General features: G+C 44.1%; 32 protein-coding genes and 1 pseudogene. All 33 read left to right on the forward strand.

The window, feature by feature from the left end; all coding sequences use genetic code 11:
* Window positions 1–39: 39 nt before the first annotated feature.
* On the forward strand, window positions 40–4260 hold the full coding sequence (gene rpoC, locus LMH66_RS18380; protein WP_102529394.1) for a DNA-directed RNA polymerase subunit beta': 4221 nt from the start codon (window positions 40–42) through the stop codon (window positions 4258–4260).
* Window positions 4261–4438: 178 nt separating this feature from the next.
* Window positions 4439–4813 carry a 30S ribosomal protein S12 gene (gene rpsL, locus LMH66_RS18385; RefSeq protein WP_102529393.1) on the forward strand — a complete coding sequence of 125 codons (375 nt, stop codon included), beginning with the start codon at window positions 4439–4441 and terminating at the stop codon, window positions 4811–4813.
* Window positions 4814–4890: 77 nt separating this feature from the next.
* A complete protein-coding gene (gene rpsG / locus LMH66_RS18390) occupies window positions 4891–5361 on the forward strand; it encodes a 30S ribosomal protein S7 (protein ID WP_102529392.1) in 471 nt (156 codons plus the stop codon).
* A 78-nt stretch (window positions 5362–5439) separates the two neighbouring features.
* Window positions 5440–7536 carry an elongation factor G gene (gene fusA / locus LMH66_RS18395; protein ID WP_102529391.1) on the forward strand — a complete coding sequence of 699 codons (2097 nt, stop codon included), beginning with the start codon at window positions 5440–5442 and terminating at the stop codon, window positions 7534–7536.
* A gap of 69 nt (window positions 7537–7605) precedes the next feature.
* Window positions 7606–8790 (forward strand): annotated as a pseudogene (gene tuf, locus LMH66_RS18400) (elongation factor Tu).
* A 333-nt stretch (window positions 8791–9123) separates the two neighbouring features.
* The gene (rpsJ, locus tag LMH66_RS18405; protein ID WP_055026509.1) at window positions 9124–9435 is read left to right on the forward strand and encodes a 30S ribosomal protein S10; all 312 of its coding nucleotides are present in this window, start codon (window positions 9124–9126) and stop codon (window positions 9433–9435) included.
* Window positions 9436–9462: 27 nt separating this feature from the next.
* Entirely contained in the window at window positions 9463–10101 is a 639-nt protein-coding gene (rplC, locus tag LMH66_RS18410; protein ID WP_102529389.1) for a 50S ribosomal protein L3, read from the forward strand.
* Between the two features lie 16 nt (window positions 10102–10117).
* Window positions 10118–10723 (forward strand): 50S ribosomal protein L4, encoded by a 606-nt coding sequence (gene rplD / locus LMH66_RS18415; protein WP_055026507.1) that lies wholly within the window; start codon window positions 10118–10120, stop codon window positions 10721–10723.
* Window positions 10720–11022, forward strand: a complete 303-nt coding sequence (gene rplW / locus LMH66_RS18420; protein ID WP_102529388.1) for a 50S ribosomal protein L23 — start codon at window positions 10720–10722, stop codon at window positions 11020–11022. The genes rplD and rplW overlap by 4 nt, the downstream gene beginning before the upstream one ends.
* A gap of 16 nt (window positions 11023–11038) precedes the next feature.
* Window positions 11039–11863 carry a 50S ribosomal protein L2 gene (rplB, locus tag LMH66_RS18425; protein WP_055026505.1) on the forward strand — a complete coding sequence of 275 codons (825 nt, stop codon included), beginning with the start codon at window positions 11039–11041 and terminating at the stop codon, window positions 11861–11863.
* 15 nt (window positions 11864–11878) lie between these two features.
* Window positions 11879–12157, forward strand: coding sequence for a 30S ribosomal protein S19 (gene rpsS, locus LMH66_RS18430; RefSeq protein WP_006083596.1), 279 nt, complete (start codon window positions 11879–11881; stop codon window positions 12155–12157).
* 15 nt (window positions 12158–12172) lie between these two features.
* Window positions 12173–12505: a 50S ribosomal protein L22 gene (gene rplV / locus LMH66_RS18435; RefSeq protein WP_076543228.1), complete on the forward strand. Its 333-nt coding sequence runs from the start codon at window positions 12173–12175 to the stop codon at window positions 12503–12505.
* 12 nt (window positions 12506–12517) lie between these two features.
* Entirely contained in the window at window positions 12518–13207 is a 690-nt protein-coding gene (gene rpsC, locus LMH66_RS18440) for a 30S ribosomal protein S3 (RefSeq protein WP_102529387.1), read from the forward strand.
* An 11-nt stretch (window positions 13208–13218) separates the two neighbouring features.
* Window positions 13219–13629: a 50S ribosomal protein L16 gene (gene rplP, locus LMH66_RS18445; protein ID WP_055026502.1), complete on the forward strand. Its 411-nt coding sequence runs from the start codon at window positions 13219–13221 to the stop codon at window positions 13627–13629.
* The gene (gene rpmC, locus LMH66_RS18450) at window positions 13629–13820 is read left to right on the forward strand and encodes a 50S ribosomal protein L29 (RefSeq protein ID WP_102529386.1); all 192 of its coding nucleotides are present in this window, start codon (window positions 13629–13631) and stop codon (window positions 13818–13820) included. Before rplP ends, rpmC begins: the two co-directional genes overlap by 1 nt.
* Complete coding sequence (rpsQ, locus tag LMH66_RS18455) at window positions 13820–14068, forward strand: 30S ribosomal protein S17 (RefSeq protein WP_102529385.1); 249 nt, start codon at window positions 13820–13822, stop codon at window positions 14066–14068. The genes rpmC and rpsQ overlap by 1 nt, the downstream gene beginning before the upstream one ends.
* A gap of 217 nt (window positions 14069–14285) precedes the next feature.
* A complete protein-coding gene (rplN, locus tag LMH66_RS18460; protein ID WP_055026500.1) occupies window positions 14286–14654 on the forward strand; it encodes a 50S ribosomal protein L14 in 369 nt (122 codons plus the stop codon).
* An 11-nt stretch (window positions 14655–14665) separates the two neighbouring features.
* Window positions 14666–14980 (forward strand): 50S ribosomal protein L24, encoded by a 315-nt coding sequence (rplX, locus tag LMH66_RS18465; protein ID WP_102529384.1) that lies wholly within the window; start codon window positions 14666–14668, stop codon window positions 14978–14980.
* A 12-nt stretch (window positions 14981–14992) separates the two neighbouring features.
* Window positions 14993–15532 carry a 50S ribosomal protein L5 gene (rplE, locus tag LMH66_RS18470; RefSeq protein WP_055026498.1) on the forward strand — a complete coding sequence of 180 codons (540 nt, stop codon included), beginning with the start codon at window positions 14993–14995 and terminating at the stop codon, window positions 15530–15532.
* 10 nt (window positions 15533–15542) lie between these two features.
* On the forward strand, window positions 15543–15848 hold the full coding sequence (gene rpsN / locus LMH66_RS18475) for a 30S ribosomal protein S14 (RefSeq protein ID WP_102529383.1): 306 nt from the start codon (window positions 15543–15545) through the stop codon (window positions 15846–15848).
* A gap of 24 nt (window positions 15849–15872) precedes the next feature.
* Window positions 15873–16265: a 30S ribosomal protein S8 gene (gene rpsH / locus LMH66_RS18480; RefSeq protein ID WP_102529382.1), complete on the forward strand. Its 393-nt coding sequence runs from the start codon at window positions 15873–15875 to the stop codon at window positions 16263–16265.
* Window positions 16266–16275: 10 nt separating this feature from the next.
* Window positions 16276–16809, forward strand: coding sequence for a 50S ribosomal protein L6 (gene rplF, locus LMH66_RS18485; protein ID WP_229372189.1), 534 nt, complete (start codon window positions 16276–16278; stop codon window positions 16807–16809).
* 10 nt (window positions 16810–16819) lie between these two features.
* Window positions 16820–17170, forward strand: coding sequence for a 50S ribosomal protein L18 (gene rplR, locus LMH66_RS18490; protein WP_229372191.1), 351 nt, complete (start codon window positions 16820–16822; stop codon window positions 17168–17170).
* Between the two features lie 12 nt (window positions 17171–17182).
* Window positions 17183–17686, forward strand: coding sequence for a 30S ribosomal protein S5 (gene rpsE, locus LMH66_RS18495; protein WP_102529380.1), 504 nt, complete (start codon window positions 17183–17185; stop codon window positions 17684–17686).
* A gap of 6 nt (window positions 17687–17692) precedes the next feature.
* A complete protein-coding gene (rpmD, locus tag LMH66_RS18500; protein WP_076543219.1) occupies window positions 17693–17875 on the forward strand; it encodes a 50S ribosomal protein L30 in 183 nt (60 codons plus the stop codon).
* 2 nt (window positions 17876–17877) lie between these two features.
* The gene (gene rplO, locus LMH66_RS18505; protein WP_102529379.1) at window positions 17878–18312 is read left to right on the forward strand and encodes a 50S ribosomal protein L15; all 435 of its coding nucleotides are present in this window, start codon (window positions 17878–17880) and stop codon (window positions 18310–18312) included.
* A 7-nt stretch (window positions 18313–18319) separates the two neighbouring features.
* Window positions 18320–19660: a preprotein translocase subunit SecY gene (secY, locus tag LMH66_RS18510; protein ID WP_055026490.1), complete on the forward strand. Its 1341-nt coding sequence runs from the start codon at window positions 18320–18322 to the stop codon at window positions 19658–19660.
* A gap of 21 nt (window positions 19661–19681) precedes the next feature.
* A complete protein-coding gene (gene rpmJ / locus LMH66_RS18515) occupies window positions 19682–19795 on the forward strand; it encodes a 50S ribosomal protein L36 (protein ID WP_006083579.1) in 114 nt (37 codons plus the stop codon).
* Between the two features lie 119 nt (window positions 19796–19914).
* Window positions 19915–20271 (forward strand): 30S ribosomal protein S13, encoded by a 357-nt coding sequence (gene rpsM / locus LMH66_RS18520; RefSeq protein WP_076543217.1) that lies wholly within the window; start codon window positions 19915–19917, stop codon window positions 20269–20271.
* Window positions 20272–20288: 17 nt separating this feature from the next.
* Window positions 20289–20681, forward strand: a complete 393-nt coding sequence (rpsK, locus tag LMH66_RS18525; protein ID WP_011635661.1) for a 30S ribosomal protein S11 — start codon at window positions 20289–20291, stop codon at window positions 20679–20681.
* 32 nt (window positions 20682–20713) lie between these two features.
* Complete coding sequence (rpsD, locus tag LMH66_RS18530; RefSeq protein ID WP_102529378.1) at window positions 20714–21334, forward strand: 30S ribosomal protein S4; 621 nt, start codon at window positions 20714–20716, stop codon at window positions 21332–21334.
* A gap of 24 nt (window positions 21335–21358) precedes the next feature.
* Window positions 21359–22348 carry a DNA-directed RNA polymerase subunit alpha gene (locus LMH66_RS18535; RefSeq protein ID WP_102529377.1) on the forward strand — a complete coding sequence of 330 codons (990 nt, stop codon included), beginning with the start codon at window positions 21359–21361 and terminating at the stop codon, window positions 22346–22348.
* A 41-nt stretch (window positions 22349–22389) separates the two neighbouring features.
* Window positions 22390–22785, forward strand: a complete 396-nt coding sequence (rplQ, locus tag LMH66_RS18540) for a 50S ribosomal protein L17 (protein ID WP_102529376.1) — start codon at window positions 22390–22392, stop codon at window positions 22783–22785.
* Window positions 22786–23053: the final 268 nt, after the last annotated feature.

A 23053-nucleotide genomic window follows, 5' to 3' on the forward strand; every position in this document is an offset into this window, starting at 1 on the left:
TTAGCAAAGCATCTGGTTTAACTCCTTCAGGAGAGAAACGTGAAAGACTTATTAAAGTTTCTTAAACAGCAAAGCAAGACTGAAGAATTTAACGGAATCAAAATTGGTCTGGCTTCGCCTGACCTAATCCGTTCTTGGTCTTTTGGTGAAGTTAAAAAGCCAGAGACAATTAACTACCGTACTTTTAAACCTGAACGTGAAGGTTTATTTTGTGCGCGTATTTTCGGTCCTGTAAAAGATTACGAATGTTTGTGTGGTAAATACAAGCGTTTGAAGCACCGTGGTGTTATTTGTGAGAAGTGTGGCGTTGAAGTTACACAGACTAAAGTACGTCGTGAGCGGATGGGTCATATTGATCTTGCAAGCCCAGTTGCACATATTTGGTTCTTGAAATCACTTCCGAGTCGTATCGGTTTGATGCTTGATATGACATTACGTGATATTGAGCGCGTACTGTATTTTGAATCTTTCGTTGTGATCGAGCCTGGCATGACCAGCCTTGAACGCGGCCAAATGCTGACAGAAGAAACATATCTTGATGCATTAGAAGAATACGGTGACGAGTTCGAAGCTAAAATGGGTGCTGAAGCAGTCTTAGACTTGCTACGTGCAATCAATTTAGAAGAACAAATTGATCAAATGCGTGAAGAGTTACCTTCAATTAACTCTGAAACCCGTCGTAAGAAGGTCACTAAGCGCCTTAAACTGATGGAAGCATTCTTCACTTCTGGCAACAAGCCTGAGTGGATGATCTTAAAAGTTTTACCAGTTCTACCACCTGATTTACGTCCTCTAGTACCACTAGATGGCGGACGTTTTGCTACGTCTGATTTGAACGACCTTTACCGTCGTGTAATCAACCGTAACAACCGTCTAAAGCGTCTATTAGATCTAGCTGCTCCAGACATTATCGTACGTAACGAAAAGCGTATGTTACAAGAGTCTGTTGATGCACTATTAGATAATGGTCGTCGTGGTCGTGCTATTACAGGTTCTAACAAGCGTCCTCTTAAATCTTTGGCTGATATGATCAAAGGTAAGCAAGGTCGTTTCCGTCAGAACTTACTTGGTAAGCGTGTAGATTACTCTGGTCGTTCGGTTATTACCGTAGGTCCTACTTTACGTTTGCATCAGTGTGGTCTTCCTAAGAAGATGGCACTTGAGCTATTCAAACCATTCATCTATGGCAAGTTAGAGGGTCGCGGTTTAGCTACGACTATTAAAGCTGCTAAGAAAATGGTTGAGCGTGAACAGGCTGAAGTATGGGATGTACTAGACGAAGTAATTCGTGAACATCCAGTAATGCTTAACCGTGCACCAACACTTCATAGACTGGGTATTCAAGCATTTGAACCAGTTCTTATTGAAGGTAAAGCAATCCAATTGCATCCATTAGTATGTGCGGCATATAACGCCGACTTCGATGGTGACCAAATGGCTGTACACGTACCGTTAACGCTTGAAGCTCAATTAGAAGCTCGTTCGTTAATGATGTCGACTAACAACATTCTTTCTCCTGCGAATGGTGAGCCTGTAATTACTCCGTCACAAGACGTTGTATTAGGTCTTTACTACACTAGCCGAGAATGTGTGAACGGTCGCGGTGAAGGCATGTCATTTATGTCTGTTGATGAAGTTGAAAAAGCTTACGCTACCGGCGCTGCAGAATTGCATGCTCGTGTAAAAGTTCGCATTACAGAAACTTCAGTAACAGATAATGGTGAGAAAACTCAAAACCGTCGTATCGTAGATACTACAGTCGGTCGTGCATTGTTATCGCAGATATTGCCAAAAGGCTTACCGTATGAACTGGTTAACCAGAACATGGGTAAGAAGCAAATCTCGAAATTGCTGAACACTTGTTACCGTACACTAGGTCTTAAAGATACTGTTATCTTCGCTGACCAATTAATGTATACCGGTTTCCGTTATGCGACTATCTCTGGTGCCTCTGTTGGTATCAACGATATGGTTATCCCGGATGAGAAGTACACTTTAGTTGAAGAAGCTGAACGTGAAGTGCTTGAAATTCAAGAGCAGTTCCAATCAGGTCTTGTTACCGCTGGTGAGCGTTACAACAAAGTTATCGATATCTGGGCAAGCACCAACGACAAAATCTCTAAAGCGATGATGGATAACTTGAAAAAAGAAGTTGTTATCAACCGTGATGGCGAAGAAGAAGAGCAAGATTCGTTTAACAGCATCTATATGATGGCTGACTCGGGCGCTCGTGGTAGTGCTGCACAGATTCGTCAGCTAGCGGGTATGCGTGGTCTGATGGCTAAGCCAGATGGCTCAATCATCGAAACCCCAATTACTGCTAACTTCCGTGAAGGTCTGAACGTATCACAATACTTCATCTCTACTCATGGTGCGCGTAAAGGTCTTGCCGATACCGCATTGAAAACAGCTAACTCGGGTTACCTAACTCGTCGTCTTGTTGATGTTGCACAAGATTTAGTTGTTATTGAAGATGATTGTGGTTCTGTTGGTGGTTTGACTATGAAGCCGTTGATTGAAGGTGGTGATGTTAAAGAACCTCTTCGTGAACGTGTTCTAGGTCGTGTCGTCTCAGTTGACGTACTTGAGCCAGGTACTGAAAAAGTATTGGCTCCACGTAACACATTACTAGATGAAGCTTGGTGTGATCTATTAGAAGAGCATAGCGTCGATGAAGTTATCGTTCGTTCTGTTATTTCTTGTGAAACCGACTTCGGTGTGTGTGCTGCTTGTTACGGTCGTGATTTAGCACGTGGTCATATTATTAACCACGGTGAAGCTATCGGTGTTGTAGCTGCTCAGTCAATTGGTGAGCCAGGTACACAGCTTACGATGCGTACCTTCCATATTGGTGGTGCTGCATCTCGTGACTCAGCTGACAACAATGTTCAAGTTAAAAACAGTGGTACTCTGAAGTTACATAACGCTAAACACGTTACTAGCATCGAGAACAAACTGGTTATCGTATCGCGTTCTTCTGAAGTTGCGATTATTGATGAACTTGGTCGTGAGAAAGAACGTTACCGTGTACCTTACGGTACAGTACTAGAACAACTTGAAGATACGGAAGTGACATCAGGCGCAATTATTGCGAACTGGGACCCACATACTCACCCTATCATTTCAGAAGTTGCGGGTACGGTTAAATTCGTCGATATGATTGAAGGCGTTACAATGACGCGTCAAACAGACGACTTAACAGGTCTTTCTTCGGTTGTCGTTATCGATCCAGGTGCTCGTCCTACTGCAGGTAAAGAAATGCGTCCAGCTATTCGTCTTATCGACAATAGCGGTAATGATCTTATGATCCCGGGTACTGAAGTACCTGCGCAATACTTCTTACCAGGTAACGCGATTGTAGCTAAAGATGATAACTCTGAAATCAACGTTGGTGACGCATTAGCACGTATTCCTCAAGAATCGTCTAAAACACGCGATATTACCGGTGGTCTACCACGAGTTGCTGACTTGTTCGAAGCGCGTAAGCCAAAAGAACCCGCTATTCTTGCTGAAATCTCAGGTACCATTTCGTTTGGTAAAGAGACTAAAGGTAAGGTTCGTCTAGTTATCAGTCCTGCTGATGGCAGTGAACACTACGAAGAGATGATCCCTAAGTGGCGTAATCTTAACGTGTTCGAAGGTGAAAAAGTTGAACGTGGTGAAGTTATCGCTGACGGCCCAGAAGCTGCACATGACATCTTGCGTTTACGTGGTATCCATCATGTTGCTAACTACATTGTTGATGAAGTCCAAGACGTTTACCGTCTACAGGGTGTAAAAATCAACGATAAGCATATTGAAGTTATCATTCGCCAAATGCTACGTAAGTGCTTAATCACTGATGCTGGTGATTCGAACTTCTTAGCTGGTGAACAAGCAGAAGTTGCTCGCGTGAACATTGCTAACCGTGAGCTTGAAGCTCAAGGCAAAGCGCCTGCGAAGTTTGAGCGTGAATTACTCGGTATTACCAAAGCTTCTTTGGCTACTGAATCATTCATCTCTGCTGCATCGTTCCAAGAAACGACGCGTGTACTAACTGAAGCAGCTGTTGGTGGTAAGAGTGATCAATTACGTGGTCTGAAAGAAAACGTAATCGTTGGTCGTCTGATCCCAGCTGGTACTGGTTATGCGTATCACACCGCTCGTAACGAAGCGCGTGCTAATGTTAAAGATGAAGGTGCAGAAGCGCCAGTCATCACTGCTAGTGAAGCAGAGAAAAACTTAGCCGACTTACTTAACTTGGCCGGAAGTGCTGACTAAAGTAAACGTTATGTTAAAAAAAGGCGCCTTTGGCGCCTTTTTTATTGGGAATTGCACGAAAAGTTGTCTATTTCTTGACAGTTGGCCAATACCTTTCTAAACTTTCGCGTCCCATCATAGTGGGATATAGATTTTTCACACAAAATTGTTGAGATTATTCAACTGAACGGAGCTATTCATGGCAACTGTAAACCAGTTGGTACGTAAGCCTCGCTCGCCAAAAGTCGAAAAGACTAATGTGCCAGCGTTGGATTCGTGTCCACAAAAACGTGGTGTTTGTACTCGTGTTTACACTACAACACCTAAAAAACCTAACTCTGCACTACGTAAAGTAGCACGTGTTCGCTTAACTAACGGTTTCGAAGTTACTTCGTACATCGGTGGTGAAGGTCACAACTTGCAGGAACATAGTGTAATTCTAATCCGTGGCGGTCGTGTTAAAGATCTACCGGGTGTGCGTTACCACACTATTCGCGGTGCATTAGATTGTGCTGGCGTTAGTGCTCGTCGCCAAGGCCGTTCTAAGTACGGTGCTAAGCGTCCTAAGTCATAACTTGTCCGTTTAAGTAAGGCCAAGCTAGTTATAAATATTCCAGTTTTGGAAATACCTGAAGCATACGGAGAATTGTTATGCCAAGACGTCGCGTTGTAGGACAACGTAAAATCCTACCAGATCCAAAGTTTAAAAGTGAGTTGTTGGCTAAGTTCATCAACGTCATTATGGTTGACGGTAAAAAGTCAACTTCTGAAAAAATTATCTACAAGGCTCTTGATGTTGTCGCTGAGAAAAAAAGCGAAGATCATTTAAGTATCCTTGAAGCAGCTCTTGATAACGTTCGCCCATCAGTCGAGGTTAAATCTCGTCGTGTTGGTGGTTCTACTTATCAAGTACCATGTGAAGTTCGTCCAGTGCGTCGTAACGCACTAGCGATGCGCTGGTTAGTTGAAGCTGCTCGCAAGCGTGGTGAAAAATCTATGGCTCTACGTCTAGCAGGTGAAATGTTAGACGCATCTGAAAACAAAGGTACTGCTGTTAAGAAGCGTGAAGACGTGCATCGCATGGCTGAAGCTAACAAAGCCTTTGCTCATTACCGTTGGTAATTTGATGTAGTGGGCGTTAGCCCACTCCATATTGTTGATATTTACTAAAGCATAGCTTTAGGTGAGAGGGTATAAATAGTGGCTCGTACAACCCCAATTGAGCGTTATCGAAATATCGGTATTGTTGCTCATGTGGATGCAGGTAAAACTACCACAACAGAACGTGTTCTGTTCTATACCGGTTTGTCTCATAAAATCGGTGAGGTGCATGACGGCGCCGCTACTACTGACTGGATGGTACAAGAGCAAGAGCGTGGTATTACTATCACCTCAGCTGCTGTGACGACTTTCTGGCGTGGTATGGATGCTCAATTCACCGAACATCGCATTAATATCATCGATACCCCTGGTCACGTTGATTTTACTATTGAAGTCGAGCGCTCGTTACGCGTACTTGATGGCGCTGTGGTTGTATTCTGCGGTTCATCAGGTGTAGAGCCTCAATCTGAGACTGTTTGGCGTCAAGCCAACAAGTATGAAGTCCCACGCATGGTTTTCGTCAATAAGATGGATCGTGCTGGTGCTGACTTTGATAGTGTCATTGACCAAATCCGTAACCGCTTAGGTGCTACTTGTGTTCCAATTCAATTAAATATTGGTGCAGAAGAAAACTTCAAAGGGGTTATTGATTTAATTAAGATGAAAGCGATTAACTGGTCTGAAGAAGATCAGGGTACGACTTTCTCTTATGAAGAAATTCCCGCAGATCTTTTAGCCAAGGCTGAAGAAATGCATGAGTATCTTGTGGAAAGTGCAGCCGAAGCCTCTGATGAACTGATGGAAAAGTACCTTGAAGAAGGCACTTTATCTGAAGCAGAGATTAAGTTAGCACTACGTCAGCGCACAATTAACAACGAAATCGTTTTAGCAACTTGTGGTTCTGCTTTTAAGAACAAAGGTGTTCAGGCGGTGTTGGATGCGGTGGTTGACTACCTTCCTGCTCCTGTCGAAGTTCCTGCAATTAAGGGTGTCGATGAGAACGAGAATGAAGTAGAACGCCCATCGGACGATAACGCACCATTTGCTGCGTTAGCGTTTAAGATTGCGACTGATCCATTTGTTGGAACTTTAACCTTTATCCGTGTATATTCAGGCGTACTAGAGTCGGGTGCTGCGGTTTACAATTCTGTTAAACAGAAACGTGAGCGTGTCGGTCGAATCGTACAAATGCATGCTAATGACCGTACTGAACTGAAAGAAGTTCGTGCTGGTGATATTGCTGCGGCAATCGGTTTAAAAGATGTGACAACAGGCGATACTCTTTGCGCAAACGATCATAAAGTGATTCTAGAGCGTATGGAGTTTCCAGAACCTGTAATTACCATTGCCGTTGAGCCTCGCTCTAAAGCAGACCAAGATAAGATGGGGATTGCGCTACAAAAGTTAGCGGCTGAAGATCCTTCTTTTAGAGTGGAAACTGATGAAGAGTCAGCTCAAACATTGATTTCTGGCATGGGTGAATTACATTTAGATATTATCGTTGACCGCATGCGTCGCGAATTTAATGTCGAATGTAACGTAGGTAAACCTCAGGTTGCCTATCGTGAAACGATTCGCTCTTCAGTTGAAGTGGAAGGTAAATTTATACGCCAATCAGGTGGACGTGGTCAATTTGGTCATGTTTGGCTTAAGGTTGAACCATTGGAAGATGGTGCTGGCTATGAATTTGTCAATGAAGTTGTTGGTGGTGCAGTTCCTCGTGAATTCATCCCTTCAGTAGACAAAGGTATTCAAGAGCAAATGAAAAACGGTGTTTTAGCCGGTTATCCTATGCTCGATGTGAAAGTGACTTTATTTGATGGCTCATATCATGATGTCGATTCAAATGAGATGGCTTTCAAAATTGCAGGTTCAATGGGCTTCAAAAAGGGTGCGCTAGAAGCAAGCCCTGTGCTACTAGAACCTACAATGAAAGTGGAAATTACCACGCCAGAAAATAACATGGGCGATGTAGTAGGTGACTTAAACCGACGTCGTGGTGTTATTGATGGAATGGACGATGGCTTGGGTGGTGTTAAAATTATCCATGCGACAGTTCCACTATCAGAAATGTTTGGTTATGCAACTGATTTGCGAAGTGCAACTCAGGGGCGTGCTTCTTACTCTATGGAGTTTGCTAAGTATGCTGACGCACCATCAAACATTGCAAATGCGATTATTGAATCACGTACCTAAAAACTTAGGTGCTTTACTAAATGTTATATAGCTCGCAATCGAGCACTTCTGAAAAGAAAGGAATATATCGTGGCTAAAGAAAAATTTGAACGTAATAAACCACACGTAAACGTGGGTACAATCGGTCACGTCGACCATGGTAAAACAACGCTAACTGCTGCAATCTCAGCTGTTTTAACCAAAACTTACGGTGGTGAAGTTAAAGATTTCGCACAAATCGATAACGCTCCAGAAGAGCGTGAGCGCGGTATTACAATTAATACTTCTCACATCGAATATGACACACCTACTCGTCACTACGCACACGTAGATTGTCCTGGTCACGCCGATTATGTTAAAAACATGATTACTGGTGCTGCTCAAATGGATGGCGCTATCTTAGTAGTTGCTGCTACAGATGGTCCTATGCCACAAACACGTGAGCACATCCTGCTTTCACGTCAGGTTGGTGTACCTTTCATCATCGTATTCATGAACAAATGTGACATGGTTGACGATGAAGAACTACTTGAATTAGTAGAAATGGAAGTTCGTGAACTTCTTTCTGAATATGACTTCCCAGGTGATGACTTACCAGTTATCCAAGGTTCTGCGCTTAAAGCTCTTGAAGGCGATTCAGCTTGGGAACCAAAGATTATCGAACTAGCAGAAGCGTTAGATTCGTACATCCCTGAGCCAGAGCGTGACATCGATAAGCCGTTCCTACTTCCAATTGAAGATGTATTCTCAATTTCAGGTCGTGGTACAGTTGTTACTGGTCGTGGTGAGCCTGGTATCATCCGCGATGGAGAAGAAGTTGAAATCGTTGGTGTTTAAGAAACGACTAAGACTCCTTGTACTGGTGTTGAAATGTTCCGCCAGCTTCTTGACGAAGGTCGTGCTGGCGAAAACTGTGGCGTTCTTTTACATGGTACTAAGCGTGAAGACGTTGAACGTGGTCAAGTATTGGCACAGCCAGGTACTATCACACCTCACACTACTTTCGAATCAGAAGTATACGTACTAAGCAAAGAAGAAGGCGGACGTCACACTCCATTCTTCAAAGGCTACCGTCCACAGTTCTACTTCCGTACAACTGACGTAACTGGTACTATCGAGCTTCCAGAAGGCGTAGAAATGGTAATGCCTGGTGATAACATCAAAATGGTTGTTACACTAATCTACCCAATCGCGATGGACGACGGTTTACGTTTCGCTATCCGTGAAGGTGGCCGTACTGTTGGTGCTGGTGTTGTAGCTAAAATCGTTGCTTAATAGCGACCTTTAGTTAACACTTTAAAAAGGAAGCTTCGGCTTCCTTTTTTTGTTTCTATTGCTTTTTCAATATATCCCTGTAAACTCCATCGCCTTGAACAAATGAACTAAATTGAAGAGTTTTTGTTCGAAGGGGTTGATCTCTCATATGATATCTGTATAATTCCCCTTCGCTGTCCTAGACAGTGTAATATAATGTTTAATCATAAGGATTATTCATTTTCATAATTGACTCCGATTGGGAGTCTACGGTTAAATCATCTCGCTCTGCTTTTCCATTGGGAAGAAGCTAGAGGGTGATTTTTTATGTGTGCATTTTAGGAGCTCTGGTCAATGCAGAACCAAAGAATCCGTATCCGCTTGAAAGGTTTTGATCATCGTTTGATCGATCAATCAACAGCGGAAATCGTTGAAACTGCTAAGCGTACAGGCGCTCAGGTTCGTGGTCCAATTCCACTACCTACGCGTAAAGAACGTTATACCATTTTGACTTCTCCGCACGTCAACAAAGACGCTCGTGACCAATACGAAATTCGTACTCACAAGCGCTTAGTTGACATCGTAGAGCCAACTGAAAAGACTGTAGACGCATTAATGCGTTTAGATCTTGCCGCTGGTGTCGACGTTCAAATTAGCTTAGGTTAATTGAGATCCTTAGAAGAGGTTTGAAAGATGGCTATCGGTCTTATTGGTCGTAAAGTGGGTATGACTCGCATCTTCACAGAAGATGGCGCTTCTATCCCTGTAACAGTGATTGAAATTGCTGGTAACCGTGTTACTCAAGTGAAAACTTTAGAAACTGACGGATACCGTGCTCTTCAAGTAACTACTGGTACCAAAAAAGCCAATCGCATCACCAAACCAGAAGCAGGTCATTTTGCTAAGAGCGGCGTAGAAGCTGGTCGAGGTTTATGGGAATTGCGTTTGGCAGATGGTGAATGTGAAGGCGTTGAAGTTGGTGCTGAACTTAATGTTGATATCTTCGCAGATACAGCAAAAGTTGATGTTACCGGTCAATCTAAAGGTAAGGGCTTCCAAGGCGGTATTAAACGCTGGAATTTCCACGCTCAAGATATGACACATGGTAACTCTTTGGCTCATAGATCTAATGGTTCTATCGGTCAAAACCAGACACCTGGTCGCGTTTTCAAAGGTAAGAAAATGTCTGGCCACATGGGTGCCGAGCAAGTAACTACTCAAAATCTAGACGTTGTACGTGTAGATGCAGAGCGTAACTTGTTATTGGTAAAAGGTGCTGTTCCTGGCGCTACCAATGGTGACTTGATTATCAAGCCAGCCGTTAAAGCATAGGTCTGAGGAGATAGTAATGGAATTGGTATTGAAAGACGCGCAAAGCGCTCTTGAAGTTTCCGAAACTACCTTCGGCCGTGACTTTAACGAGGCATTGGTTCATCAGGTAGTTGTAGCTTACGCTGCAAACGCGCGTCAGGGCACTCGTGCTCAACAGACTCGTGCGGAAGTAACTGGCTCAGGCAAAAAGCCTTGGCGCCAGAAAGGCACAGGCCGAGCTCGTGCCGGTAGTGTTAAAGGCCCGATCTGGCGTGGCGGTGGCGTAACATTCGCTGCTAAAACTCAAGATCACAGCCAAAAAGTTAACAAAAAGATGTACCGTGGTGCTCTAAAGAGCATTCTTTCTGAATTGGTACGTCAAGAGCGTTTAGTCGTTGTTGAATCTTTTGGTGTTGAAGCTCCTAAAACTAAAGAGCTGAAAGCTAAACTAAAAGAAATGAACTTAGAAGACGTTCTAATTGTTACTGCAGATGTTGATGAGAATTTATTCTTAGCAGCACGCAACTTATACAAGGTTGACGTACGTGACGTAGCGGGTCTTGACCCAGTTAGTCTAATCGCGTTCAACACTGTTCTTGTTACTGCTGATGCAGTGAAGCAAATCGAGGAGATGCTAGCATGATCACCGAAGAACGTTTGCTAAAAGTTATTCTTGCTCCGCATATCTCTGAAAAGAGTACTGTACTAGCTGAGAAAAACAACACTGTAGTTTTCCGCGTAGCAATCGATGCGACTAAAGCAGAGATTAAAGCTGCTGTAGCTCAGCTATTCGAAGTTGAAGTTGATAGTGTTCGCACTTTGGTAAACAAAGGCAAAACTAAGCGCACTGGTGGCCGTGTTGGTCGTCGTAGCGATTGGAAAAAAGCCTATGTAACTTTAGCTGCTGGTGCTGACATCGATTTCGTTGGCGGCGCTGAGTAAGCAAAGGAGAATTATCATGGCAGTTATTAAGTGTAAGCCAACCTCTCCAGGTCGTCGCCACGTTGTTAAAGTGGTGAACAGCGACTTGCATAAAGGGAAACCTTTTGCAGGCCTGTTGGCTAAGAAATCTAAAAGTGGTGGCCGTAACAATACTGGTCGTATCACTGTTCGTCACGTAGGTGGTGGACACAAGCAGCATTACCGTATTATTGACTTTAAACGCAATAAAGACGGTATCCCTGCAAAAATCGAACGTCTTGAGTATGATCCGAACCGTACAGCTAACATCGCGTTAGTACTATACGCAGACGGTGAGCGTCGTTACATTCTTGCTGCTAAAGGCATGCAAGCTGGTGACGCTATCCAATCTGGTTTGGATGCAGACATCAAAACTGGTAACGCAATGCCGCTTCGCAACATCCCAGTGGGTAGTGTTGTGCACGCAGTAGAAATGAAACCTGGTAAAGGTGCTCAAATCGCGCGTTCAGCTGGTGCTTATGTTCAAGTTGTTGCTCGTGATAACCAATATGCAACTTTACGTCTTCGCTCTGGCGAAATGCGCAAAGTACCTGTTGATTGTCGCGCAACATTCGGTGAAGTTGGTAATGCCGAGCACATGCTACGCCAGTTAGGTAAAGCAGGTGCTAAACGCTGGAGAGGCGTACGCCCTACAGTGCGTGGTGTTGCAATGAACCCGGTTGACCATCCACATGGTGGTGGTGAAGGCCGTACTTCTGGTGGACGTCACCCAGTGAGTCCATGGGGTGTGCCAACTAAGGGTTATAAAACTCGTAGTAATAAGCTCACCGACAAGTACATCGTACGTCGTCGTAATAAATAGTAAGAGGATTCGCCCATGCCACGTTCTCTCAAGAAAGGTCCTTTCATTGACCTGCACTTGCTGAAGAAGGTAGAGAAAGCGATGGAAGCGGGAGACAAAAAGCCAATTAAGACTTGGTCTCGTCGCTCAATGATCATCCCAAATATGATTGGGTTGACCATCGCTGTCCATAATGGTCGTCAGCACGTACCTGTGTTCGTAACTGACGAAATGATCGGTCATAAGCTTGGTGAATTTTCACCAACTCGCACTTATCGCGGCCATGCTGCAGATAAGAAAGCGAAGAAGCGTTAATACGGGAGACATAAGATGGAAGTTTTAGCTAAACATCGTTTTGCCCGTACGTCTGCGCAGAAGGCCCGTCTAGTTGCTGATCAAATTCGAGGTTTGCCTGTTTCTAAGGCTCTTGAAATTTTGACCTTCAGCCCTAAGAAAGCCGCCGTACTGGTTAAGAAAGTACTAGATTCAGCTATCGCAAACGCCGAACACAACGAAGGTGCAGATATCGATGAGCTTAAAGTTGGCCAAGTCTTTGTTGACGAAGCACCAACTATGAAGCGCATCATGCCTCGTGCCAAAGGCCGCGCTGATCGTATCATGAAGCGTACCAGCCACATTACTGTGGTTGTATCAGATCGCTAGGAGAAGAGAGCAATGGGACAGAAAGTACATCCTAATGGTATCCGTCTGGGTATCACAAAGCCTTGGATCTCTACTTGGTACGCCGATAAAGCAGATTATGCAAATAATTTGCACAGCGACTGGGAAGTTCGTCAATATCTCACTGAGAAATTGAAGGCTGCATCAGTATCTAAAATCGTTATCGAGCGTCCTGCGAAGAGCATCCGCGTTACTATTCACACTGCCCGTCCAGGTGTTGTGATTGGTAAGAAAGGTGAAGATGTTGAAGTATTACGTGCATATGTATCTAAAATTACAGGCACTACTGCTCAAATCAACATCGCAGAGATCCGTAAGCCTGAGTTAGATGCTAAATTAGTTGCTGACAGTATTGCACAGCAATTAGAGCGTCGTGTTATGTTCCGTCGCGCTATGAAGCGCGCAGTTCAAAACGCAATGCGTATTGGTGCTCAAGGTATTAAAGTTGAAGTAAGCGGCCGTCTAGGCGGTGCTGAAATCGCACGTTCTGAGTGGTATCGTGAAGGTCGTGTACCTCTACATACTCTACGTGCTGATATCGACTATTCTACAGCTGAAAGTCACACTCAATACGGTGTGATTGGCGTTAAAGTTTGGATCTTCAAAGGCGAAGTTCTAGACGGAAACGTTGTAGCATTAGAAGAGCCTAAGCAACAACCGAAGCGCAAGCCTCGTGGTAAATAGGAGAAACTTTTATGCTGCAACCTAAACGTATGAAGTTTCGCAAGATGTTCAAGGGCCGCAACCGTGGTCTAGCGAACGGTACTGAAGTTAGCTTTGGTACTTTCGGTTTGAAAGCAGTCGGCCGTGGCCGTTTAACTGCACGTCAAATCGAATCTGCACGTCGTGCCATGACACGTCACATTAAACGTCAAGGACAAATTTGGATTCGAGTTTTCCCTGACAAGCCTATTACCTCTAAGCCTCTTGAAGTGCGTATGGGTAAAGGTAAAGGTAACGTTGAATACTGGGTATGTCAGATTCAACCTGGTAAGGTTCTTTATGAGATGAATGGTGTATCTGAAGAGTTAGCGCGTGAAGCGTTTGCTTTAGCATCTGCCAAGCTTCCTATTAAGACTACCTTCGTAACTAAGACGGTGATGTAATGAAAGCGAGCGAACTAAGAGAAAAGAGCGTTGAAGAACTTAACGCTGAACTACTTGGTCTGCTGCGTGAGCAGTTTAACCTGCGTATGCAACACGCTACTGGTCAGTTGACTCAAACGAATCAATTGAAAATAGTGCGTCGTAACATTGCACGTGTTAAGACCATTATTACTTCTAAGGCAGGTGTGTAATGTCTGATAAAGCCCGTACTATGCAAGGTCGAGTTATTAGCAACAAAATGGATAAGTCTATTACTGTTGCTATCTCACGCCAAGTGAAACATCCTATTTATGGGAAGTACATTAAGCGTACAACTAAGATCCATGCACATGACGAAACAAATCAGTGTAACGAAGGTGACGTAGTGACTATTAGTCAGTGTCGTCCTCTTTCTAAGACTAAGTCTTGGACACTAGTTGAAGTAGTAACAAAGGCCTAATTTACATTAGGTTATAGTAAACGGCTCCAAAGTTTGGGGCCGTTTGTTTTTTTCTGCTATGCATTCCAAAATATTGGTGTTATACTTGCGCGCCATTTTTGAGTAAATTGTTGTTGAATGGTTTTATACCAAACGAGAGCAAATTCGTTCATAAAATGGTCGAAATGATGATCCCAATGTTGGGATTTTGTGTAGTAACGATAGCGGAGCACTTAAAATGATCCAAATGCAATCGACTCTAGACGTCGCGTGTAACAGTGGCGCTCGTAGAGTTCAGTGTATTAAGGTCTTGGGTGGCTCTCATCGTCGTTATGCCGGTATCGGCGACGTCATCAAGGTTTCTGTTAAAGAAGCTATTCCTCGCGCTAAAGCGAAGAAAGGTGATGTATATAACGCGGTGGTAGTCCGTACTAAGAAAGGCGTACGTCGTCCAGATGGTTCTGTCATTCGCTTCGATCGGAATGCAGCAGTTTTGCTTAACGCAAACCTTGCACCGATTGGTACTCGTATTTTTGGACCAGTGACACGTGAATTGCGTACAGAGCAATTTATGAAAATCGTCTCTCTGGCACCAGAAGTACTGTAAGGAGCTTCAAAATGGCAGCTAAAATCCGTCGTGAAGACGAAGTAATTGTACTAGCAGGTAAAGACAAGGGTAAACGAGCTAAAGTTTCTCAAGTCCTACCTACTGGTAAGTTGATTGTTGAAGGCATCAATCTTGTTAAAAAACACCAAAAGCCAAACCCACAATTGGGCGTAACTGGCGGCGTTATCGAGAAAGAAGCACCGATGCAAGCATCAAACGTAGCGATCTTTAACCAAGCCACAGGCAAGGCAGATCGTGTTGGTTTCCGATTCGAAGACGGCAAAAAAGTCCGTTTCTTTAAATCGAATAGTGAACTCATTAAGTAAACGGAGTAAACGATGGCGAAACTGCATGATAAATATCAAGAGACTGTTATCGCAGAACTTTCTAAAAAGTTCGGTTATACCAGTGTCATGCAAGTCCCTCGGATTGAAAAAATCACCCTTAATATGGGTGTAGGCGAAGCAGTTGCAGACAAGAAAGTTATGGAGCATGCGCTTCGTGACATGACTGCAATCGCTGGTCAGAAACCTGTTGTAACTGTTGCACGTAAATCAGTTGCTGGTTTCAAAATCCGTGAAGGCTACCCTATTGGCTGTAAAGTTACCCTACGCGGTGAGCGTATGTGGGAATTTTTAGAGCGTTTAGTTGACATTGCAATCCCACGTATTCGTGACTTCCGTGGCCTAAGCGCAAAAGCGTTTGACGGTCGTGGTAACTACGCAATGGGTGTGCGTGAGCAAATCATCTTCCCAGAAATCGATTACGATAAGATCGATAAGATTCGTGGTATGGATATTGTTATCACTACTACTGCGAAGAATGATGAAGAAGGTCGTGCTTTGTTAGACGCATTTAACTTCCCATTCAAGAAATAAGGGTAGCATAATGGCAAAATCATCTATGAAAGCACGTGAAGCAAAGCGTGCACAGCTCGTAGCTAAATATGCTGAAAAGCGTTTAGCACTTAAGGCTTTAATCAGCGCTCCTGATACTTCGGAAGAAGATCGTTGGGAAGCTGTACTTAAGTTACAAGCTCTACCTCGTGATTCTAGCGCTGCGCGTCAACGCAACCGTTGTAATCAAACTGGTCGCCCACATGGTGTTCTACGTAAATTCGGCCTTAGCCGTATTAAACTACGTGAAGCAACTATGCGTGGTGAAGTTCCTGGTCTGCGTAAGGCCAGCTGGTAAGCACTTGTCACGGAGTAAGCTAATATGAGCATGCAAGATCCTATTGCGGATATGTTAACACGTATTCGTAACGGCCAAGCTGCTAACAAAGTATCAGTTAAGATGCCTTCAGCTAAGTTAAAAGTAGCAATAGCGAAATTACTTAAAGACGAAGGTTATATTACTGACTACGCCGTAGCAGAAGAAGCCAAGCCTGAATTAGAAATCACTTTAAAGTATTTCCAAGGCAACCCAGTCGTTGAGACTATCCAGCGCGTTTCTCGCCCAGGTCTTCGTATTTACAAAGGTAAACACGAACTTCCAAAGGTGATGGGCGGACTAGGTGTCGCAATTGTGTCCACTTCTAAAGGCTTGATGACCGATCGTGCTGCCCGCCTAAATGGCATGGGTGGCGAGGTTATCTGCTACGTAGCGTAAGGAGCTAGGTATGTCACGTGTCGCAAAAGCACCAGTGTCTATTCCTACCGGCGTAGAGGTGACCTTAAACGAACAGACTATTACTGTAAAAGGTACTAAAGGTAGTCTGACTCGAGAAATCAACAAAGCGGTAAGTGTTGAGCTAGAAAACGGTGTTGTAACGTTTGGTCCAGTTGAAGGCGTTTCTAACGCTTGGGCTCAAGCTGGTACAGCTCGTGCACTAGTAAACAACATGGTTGTTGGTGTTTCTGAAGGATTCGTTAAGAAATTAAAGTTAATTGGTGTTGGTTACCGTGCAAAAATTGCTGGTAAAGACATCGACCTAACATTAGGTTTCTCACACCCTTTGGTTCACAAACTTCCCGCAGGTGTTACTGCAGAGTGTCCTAGCCAAACTGATATCATACTTTCGGGTGTTGATAAGCAGTTAGTTGGTCAGGTCGCTGCTGAGATTCGTGGATACCGTCCACCAGAGCCTTATAAAGGCAAAGGTGTTCGCTATGCAGACGAACAAGTACGCCGTAAAGAGGCTAAGAAGAAGTAGGTAACGCGATATGGATAAGAAAACATCTCGCTTACGCCGCGCTACTCGCGCTCGTAAGAAGATCCAAGAGCTGGGCGTGAATCGTCTGGTTGTACATCGTACACCGCGTCACATTTATGCTCAGGTTATTAATCCTGAAGCTCAGGTGGTGGCAGTTGCTTCAACCGTTGAGAAAGCGGTTAAAGAGCTACTAAAGAGTACCGGTAACGTAGACGCGGCTAAAGCAGTAGGTAAAACTGTTGCTGAGCGTGCGATCGATAAAGGTGTAACAACAGTTGCATTCGACCGTTCTGGTTTCAAGTATCACGGACGCGTAGCAGCACTAGCTGACGCAGCTCGTGAAGCTGGCCTGAAATTCTAAGGGGTTATAAAAATGGCTAAATTAGAAGCTCAGCAGAAAGACGATTTGCAAGAGAAATTAATTGCAGTTAATCGTGTTTCTAAAGTAGTTAAAGGTGGTCGTATCTTTAGCTTCACCGCACTAACAGTGGTAGGTGATGGTAATGGTAAGATCGGCTATGGCTATGGTAAAGCGCGCGAAGTTCCAGCTGCTATTCAAAAAGCAATGGAAAAAGCCCGCCGTAACATGGTAACCGTAGAGTTGAATGCAGGTACACTGCATCATCCAGTTAAAGGTCGCCATACTGGTTCGCGTGTTTACATGCAACCAGCATCGGAAGGTACCGGTATTATTGCCGGTGGCGCAATGCGTGCCGTATTGGAAGTTGCAGGCGTTCATAACGTTCTGTCTAAAGCATACGGTTCTACTAACCCGATCAACATCGTTCGCGCAACTGTAGATGCGTTGGTGCACATGAAGTCACCATCACAAATTGCAGCTAAGCGTGGCCTGAATGTTGATGAAATTCGAGGTTAATGCACCATGGCTACTAAAACGTTTAAAGTAACACAGACAAAGAGTGCGATTGGTCGTTTGCCAAAGCACCGTGCCTGTTTATTAGGTCTAGGCCTAAGACGTATTGGCCACACTGTTGAAGTAGAAGATACTCCTTCTGTTCGCGGTATGGTTAATAAAGTTTACTACATGGTTAAGGTGGAGGATTAATAATGCGTTTAAATACTCTATCTCCAGCAGCAGGCTCTAAGCGTGCTCCTAAGCGTGTAGGTCGTGGTATTGGCTCTGGTTTAGGTAAAACTGCAGGTCGTGGTCATAAGGGACAAAAGTCTCGTTCTGGCGGCGGTGTGCGTATCGGTTTTGAGGGTGGTCAAATGCCTCTTAAAATTCGTTTACCTAAGTTCGGTTTCACTTCACGCAAAGCTTTGGTTTCAGCTGAAGTTCGTTTACTAGAACTAGCAAAAGTTAACGGTGATGTTATCGACCTTAACGCTCTGAAAGATGCGAACGTAATTACTCGCAACATACAGTTTGCGAAAATCGTTCTTTCAGGTACCATTGAACGCCCAGTGACCGTAAAAGGTCTGAAGGTAACCAAAGGTGCACGTGCAGCTATTGAAGCTGCCGGCGGTAAGATCGAGGAATAATACGTCGATGGCAAAACCAGGACTTGATTTAAAAAGCGCGAAAGGCGGTTTATCAGAATTGAAAACCCGTCTCCTGTTCGTGATTGGTGCAATTATCGTCTTTAGAGCCGGTTCGTTTGTACCAATTCCTGGTATTGACGCAGCTGTGTTAGCAGAGTTGTTTGCTCAACAAAAAGATACCATCCTAGGCATGTTTAACATGTTCTCGGGTGGTGCTTTAGAGCGTGCTTCTATCTTTGCGCTTGGTATAATGCCGTATATTTCGGCATCGATTATCATGCAGTTGTTGACTGTCGTTCATCCTGCCCTTGCTGAATTGAAAAAAGAAGGCGAGTCAGGAAGAAAGAAAATCAGTCAATATACAAGATACGGAACGCTTGTGTTGGGTACACTCCAATCAATCGGTATCGCGACAGGTTTACCAAGCCTAGTACCTGGCCTTGTTGCCAATGTAGGTTTTGGTTTTTACTTTGTAGCAGTTGTGAGCTTAGTGACAGGAACAATGTTCCTTATGTGGCTAGGTGAGCAAATTACCGAGCGTGGTATTGGTAATGGTATCTCGATATTAATTTTCGCAGGTATTGTTGCTGGTCTACCTTCTGCTATCGGCCAAACGGCTGAACAGGCTCGTCAAGGTGATTTGAATGTACTGGTACTGTTGTTATTAGCGGTAATTGTATTTGCTGTAACTTATTTGGTTGTATTTGTAGAACGTGGTCAACGACGTATCGTTGTTAACTACGCGAAGCGTCAACAAGGCCGTAAGGTGTTTGCTGCGCAAAGTACACATTTACCACTTAAAGTTAATATGGCAGGTGTAATTCCACCAATTTTTGCATCCAGCATTATTTTGTTCCCAGGCACACTGGCTCAGTGGTTTGGACAAAATGAGTCTATGTCATGGTTAAGCGATTTCGCTTTAGCTGTGTCACCAGGACAACCGCTGTATTCATTATTGTATGCGACAGCTATCGTATTCTTCTGTTTCTTCTATACTGCGTTGGTATTTAACCCTCGCGAAACAGCTGATAACTTGAAGAAGAGTGGTGCGTTCATTCCTGGGATTCGTCCTGGAGAACAGACTTCGCGTTACATTGATAAAGTAATGACTCGCTTGACATTAGCAGGCGCGATATACATTACCTTTATCTGCTTAATTCCGGAGTTCATGTTAATTGCGTGGAAAGTACAGTTCTATTTCGGCGGTACTTCACTACTAATTATTGTAGTCGTAATCATGGACTTCATGGCTCAGGTTCAGACCCATATGATGTCTCATCAGTATGAGTCTGTTATGAAGAAAGCTAACTTAGTAAACAAAGCGAATTTAGATCGCTTTGGTCGCTAGTTGCTTTAACGGAGTGATGAAATGAAAGTTCGAGCTTCCGTGAAGAAGATCTGCCGTAATTGCAAGATCGTCAAGCGTAGTGGCGTTGTACGTGTGATTTGTGTTGAACCAAAGCACAAACAGCGTCAAGGCTAAAAAAAGATATTTGCTCAGCTCATTTATGAGCTGAGCAAATAATGTTTGCAAATTTGTCGGCTGTCGAGTATCCTTTCGGGCTTTTCGCAGTTGACCTTTAACATTTTAAGGAGTGCATAGTGGCCCGTATCGCTGGCATTAACATTCCTGATCAAAAGCATACAGTCATCGCATTGACTGCTATCTTTGGTATTGGACGTACACGCGCTAGAGAAATCTGCGCAGCTACTTCAATCGCTGAAGATGCTAAGATCAAGGAATTGAGCGAAGCTCAAATAGATATTCTACGCGAAGAAGTTGCCAAATACTCAGTAGAGGGTGACTTACGTCGTGAGATTTCAATGAACATCAAGCGTCTTATGGATCTTGGTTGTTATCGTGGTCTCCGCCATCGTCGTAGCCTGCCCCTTCGTGGGCAACGTACTAAGACCAATGCGCGCACGCGTAAAGGTCCACGTAAGCCAATCAGAAAGTAACGGGAAGGTAAACCAAAATGGCTAAAGTTCCGTCACGTTCTCCGCGTAAGCGCGTACGTAAACAGGTTGCAGATGGTATGGCTCACATCCATGCGTCATTCAACAACACTATTGTCACCATTACAGATCGTCAAGGTAATGCGTTGTCATGGGCTACTTCTGGTGGTTCAGGTTTCCGTGGTTCACGTAAATCTACACCTTTCGCTGCGCAGGTTGCTGCAGAGCGAGCTGGTATTGCTGCTCAAGACTACGGTGTTAAAAACCTTGAAGTTTTCGTAAAGGGTCCAGGTCCAGGTCGTGAATCAGCCATTCGTGCGCTGAATGCTGTTGGTTATAAAATTACCAACATTACCGATGTGACACCTATCCCTCATAATGGCTGTCGCCCACCTAAAAAGCGTCGTGTATAACATTACGTATATAGGATAGTTGGAGAAAGATCATGGCAAGATACTTGGGTCCTAAGCTCAAGCTCAGCCGCAGAGAAGGTACAGACCTTTTCCTAAAAAGCGGTGTGAGAGCAATCGATTCGAAGTGTAAGCTTGAAGCTGCACCTGGTCAACATGGCGCACGTAAGCCACGTTTATCAGAGTACGGTTTACAGCTACGCGAGAAACAAAAAGTTCGTCGTATGTACGGTGTGCTAGAAAAGCAATTCCGTAATTACTACAAAGAAGCCGCACGTCTGAAAGGCAACACAGGTGAAAACTTGTTAGGTCTTTTAGAAACTCGTTTAGATAACGTTGTTTATCGTATGGGTTTTGGTGCGACTCGTGCAGAATCACGTCAATTAGTAAGCCACAAATCAATCGTGGTTAACGGTCGTGTTGTTAACATTCCGTCATTCAAAGTGTCTGCGAATGATGTTGTAAGCATCCGTGAAAAGTCACGCACTCAAGCACGTATCAAAGCGTCTTTAGAAGTTGCTGGCCAACGCGAAAAGCCTACATGGGTAGAAGTCGACAATGCTAAAATGGAAGGTGCTTTCAAGCGTCTACCAGAACGTAGCGATTTGTCTGCGGATATTAACGAACAGCTGATCGTCGAGCTTTACTCTAAGTAAAGCTAACAAACAAGAGAGGACACAATGCAGGGTTCTGTTACAGAATTTCTTAAACCGCGTCTCGTTGACATAGAGCAGGTTAACCCAACTCGTGCCAAGGTTACGCTAGAGCCACTTGAACGTGGTTTTGGTCACACATTAGGCAACGCGTTGCGTCGAATCTTATTGTCGTCTATGCCTGGCTGTGCAGTTACAGAAGTCGAAATCGACGGTGTATTGCATGAATACAGCAGTAAGGAAGGCGTTCAAGAAGATATCCTAGAGATATTGCTTAACCTTAAAGGTTTGGCAGTAAATATCGAGGGTAAAGATGAAGCTTTACTTACTTTAAGTAAGTCAGGCACAGGCCCTGTTACTGCAGCAGATATCACTCATGATGGTGATGTAACCATTATGAATCCTGATCATGTTATCTGTCATTTGACAGGTAATAATGATATCAGCATGCGTATCCGCGTTGAGCGTGGTCGCGGTTATGTGCCAGCTTCGGCTCGTGCACAGACTGAAGACGATGATCGCCCAATCGGCCGTTTGTTGGTTGATGCTTCATTCTCACCTGTAGCTCGCATTGCTTACAATGTAGAAGCTGCTCGTGTAGAGCAACGTACTGATTTAGATAAACTCGTTATTGATATGACCACTAATGGTACTATCGATCCTGAGGAAGCAATTCGTCGTTCTGCAACAATTTTAGCTGAACAGCTAGATGCGTTTGTTGAATTACGTGATGTTACTGAACAGGCTGTTGTAGAAGAGAAACCGGAATTTGATCCGATTCTGTTGCGTCCTGTCGACGATTTAGAGCTAACTGTACGTTCAGCCAACTGTTTGAAGGCTGAAGCGATTCATTACATCGGAGATCTCGTACAGCGCACTGAAGTTGAGTTGCTCAAGACTCCTAATTTAGGTAAGAAATCTCTTACTGAAATTAAGGATGTATTAGCGTCTCGCGGACTGTCTTTAGGTATGCGTCTTGAAAACTGGCCTCCAGCTAGTTTAGCAGACGACCTATAAGTCCCAGGTTAGTACAGATTAAAGATTATAAGGATTAGGTCATGCGCCATCGTAAGAGTGGTCGTCAACTAAACCGCAATAGCAGTCATCGCCAAGCTATGTTTCGTAACATGGCTTGCTCAATAGTTCGTCATGAGATCATCAAGACAACTGTAGCAAAAGCGAAAGAACTGCGTCGCGTAGTTGAGCCTCTGATAACACTAGCTAAAGTAGACAGCGTTGCAAATCGCCGTTTAGCTTTCGCTCGTACCCGCGACGCTGAAGTTGTAGGTAAGTTATTTACTGAATTGGGTCCACGCTTCCAGGAACGTCCTGGTGGTTACACTCGTATTCTTAAGTGCGGTCTACGTACCGGTGATAAAGCTCCAATGGCTTTCATCGAATTAGTAGGTCGTCCTGAAGCTGCTGAAGCTGTTGAAGTTGAAGCTGCTGAGTAATTTTTAATTACTCACTTAAAAAACCGAGCTTAGGCTCGGTTTTTTTATGCCTGCTATTTATCATTAATTAAATTCCTCTTGTTTATTTTTGCCATTTAATCATTCTCTTCGTTAATTAAATTCCTCTTGTTTATTTTTGCCATTTAATCATTCTCTTCGTTAATCATTTTCCTTTGCATTTAGGTTTGAGGGTGTTCTCGTAACCTGGCTCACTGGCTCACTGGCTCACTGGCTCACTGGCTCACTGGCTCACTGGCTCACTGGCTCA

It is taken from the genome of Shewanella sp. 10N.7 (assembly GCF_020806285.1).
GTDB lineage: Bacteria > Pseudomonadota > Gammaproteobacteria > Enterobacterales > Shewanellaceae > Shewanella > Shewanella electrodiphila.

Coding starts and splice junctions, on each gene's coding strand:
- rpsL (WP_102529393.1), top strand. CDS start 4,439: ATGGCAACTGTAAACCAGTTGGTACGTAAGCCTCGCTCGCCAAAAGTC.
- rpsG (WP_102529392.1), top strand. CDS start 4,891: ATGCCAAGACGTCGCGTTGTAGGACAACGTAAAATCCTACCAGATCCA.
- rpsJ (WP_055026509.1), top strand. CDS start 9,124: ATGCAGAACCAAAGAATCCGTATCCGCTTGAAAGGTTTTGATCATCGT.
- rplC (WP_102529389.1), top strand. CDS start 9,463: ATGGCTATCGGTCTTATTGGTCGTAAAGTGGGTATGACTCGCATCTTC.
- rplD (WP_055026507.1), top strand. CDS start 10,118: ATGGAATTGGTATTGAAAGACGCGCAAAGCGCTCTTGAAGTTTCCGAA.
- rplW (WP_102529388.1), top strand. CDS start 10,720: ATGATCACCGAAGAACGTTTGCTAAAAGTTATTCTTGCTCCGCATATC.
- rplB (WP_055026505.1), top strand. CDS start 11,039: ATGGCAGTTATTAAGTGTAAGCCAACCTCTCCAGGTCGTCGCCACGTT.
- rpsS (WP_006083596.1), top strand. CDS start 11,879: ATGCCACGTTCTCTCAAGAAAGGTCCTTTCATTGACCTGCACTTGCTG.
- rplV (WP_076543228.1), top strand. CDS start 12,173: ATGGAAGTTTTAGCTAAACATCGTTTTGCCCGTACGTCTGCGCAGAAG.
- rpsC (WP_102529387.1), top strand. CDS start 12,518: ATGGGACAGAAAGTACATCCTAATGGTATCCGTCTGGGTATCACAAAG.
- rplP (WP_055026502.1), top strand. CDS start 13,219: ATGCTGCAACCTAAACGTATGAAGTTTCGCAAGATGTTCAAGGGCCGC.
- rpmC (WP_102529386.1), top strand. CDS start 13,629: ATGAAAGCGAGCGAACTAAGAGAAAAGAGCGTTGAAGAACTTAACGCT.
- rpsQ (WP_102529385.1), top strand. CDS start 13,820: ATGTCTGATAAAGCCCGTACTATGCAAGGTCGAGTTATTAGCAACAAA.
- rplN (WP_055026500.1), top strand. CDS start 14,286: ATGATCCAAATGCAATCGACTCTAGACGTCGCGTGTAACAGTGGCGCT.
- rplX (WP_102529384.1), top strand. CDS start 14,666: ATGGCAGCTAAAATCCGTCGTGAAGACGAAGTAATTGTACTAGCAGGT.
- rplE (WP_055026498.1), top strand. CDS start 14,993: ATGGCGAAACTGCATGATAAATATCAAGAGACTGTTATCGCAGAACTT.
- rpsN (WP_102529383.1), top strand. CDS start 15,543: ATGGCAAAATCATCTATGAAAGCACGTGAAGCAAAGCGTGCACAGCTC.
- rpsH (WP_102529382.1), top strand. CDS start 15,873: ATGAGCATGCAAGATCCTATTGCGGATATGTTAACACGTATTCGTAAC.
- rplF (WP_229372189.1), top strand. CDS start 16,276: ATGTCACGTGTCGCAAAAGCACCAGTGTCTATTCCTACCGGCGTAGAG.
- rplR (WP_229372191.1), top strand. CDS start 16,820: ATGGATAAGAAAACATCTCGCTTACGCCGCGCTACTCGCGCTCGTAAG.
- rpsE (WP_102529380.1), top strand. CDS start 17,183: ATGGCTAAATTAGAAGCTCAGCAGAAAGACGATTTGCAAGAGAAATTA.
- rpmD (WP_076543219.1), top strand. CDS start 17,693: ATGGCTACTAAAACGTTTAAAGTAACACAGACAAAGAGTGCGATTGGT.
- rplO (WP_102529379.1), top strand. CDS start 17,878: ATGCGTTTAAATACTCTATCTCCAGCAGCAGGCTCTAAGCGTGCTCCT.
- secY (WP_055026490.1), top strand. CDS start 18,320: ATGGCAAAACCAGGACTTGATTTAAAAAGCGCGAAAGGCGGTTTATCA.
- rpmJ (WP_006083579.1), top strand. CDS start 19,682: ATGAAAGTTCGAGCTTCCGTGAAGAAGATCTGCCGTAATTGCAAGATC.
- rpsK (WP_011635661.1), top strand. CDS start 20,289: ATGGCTAAAGTTCCGTCACGTTCTCCGCGTAAGCGCGTACGTAAACAG.
- rpsD (WP_102529378.1), top strand. CDS start 20,714: ATGGCAAGATACTTGGGTCCTAAGCTCAAGCTCAGCCGCAGAGAAGGT.
- LMH66_RS18535 (WP_102529377.1), top strand. CDS start 21,359: ATGCAGGGTTCTGTTACAGAATTTCTTAAACCGCGTCTCGTTGACATA.
- rplQ (WP_102529376.1), top strand. CDS start 22,390: ATGCGCCATCGTAAGAGTGGTCGTCAACTAAACCGCAATAGCAGTCAT.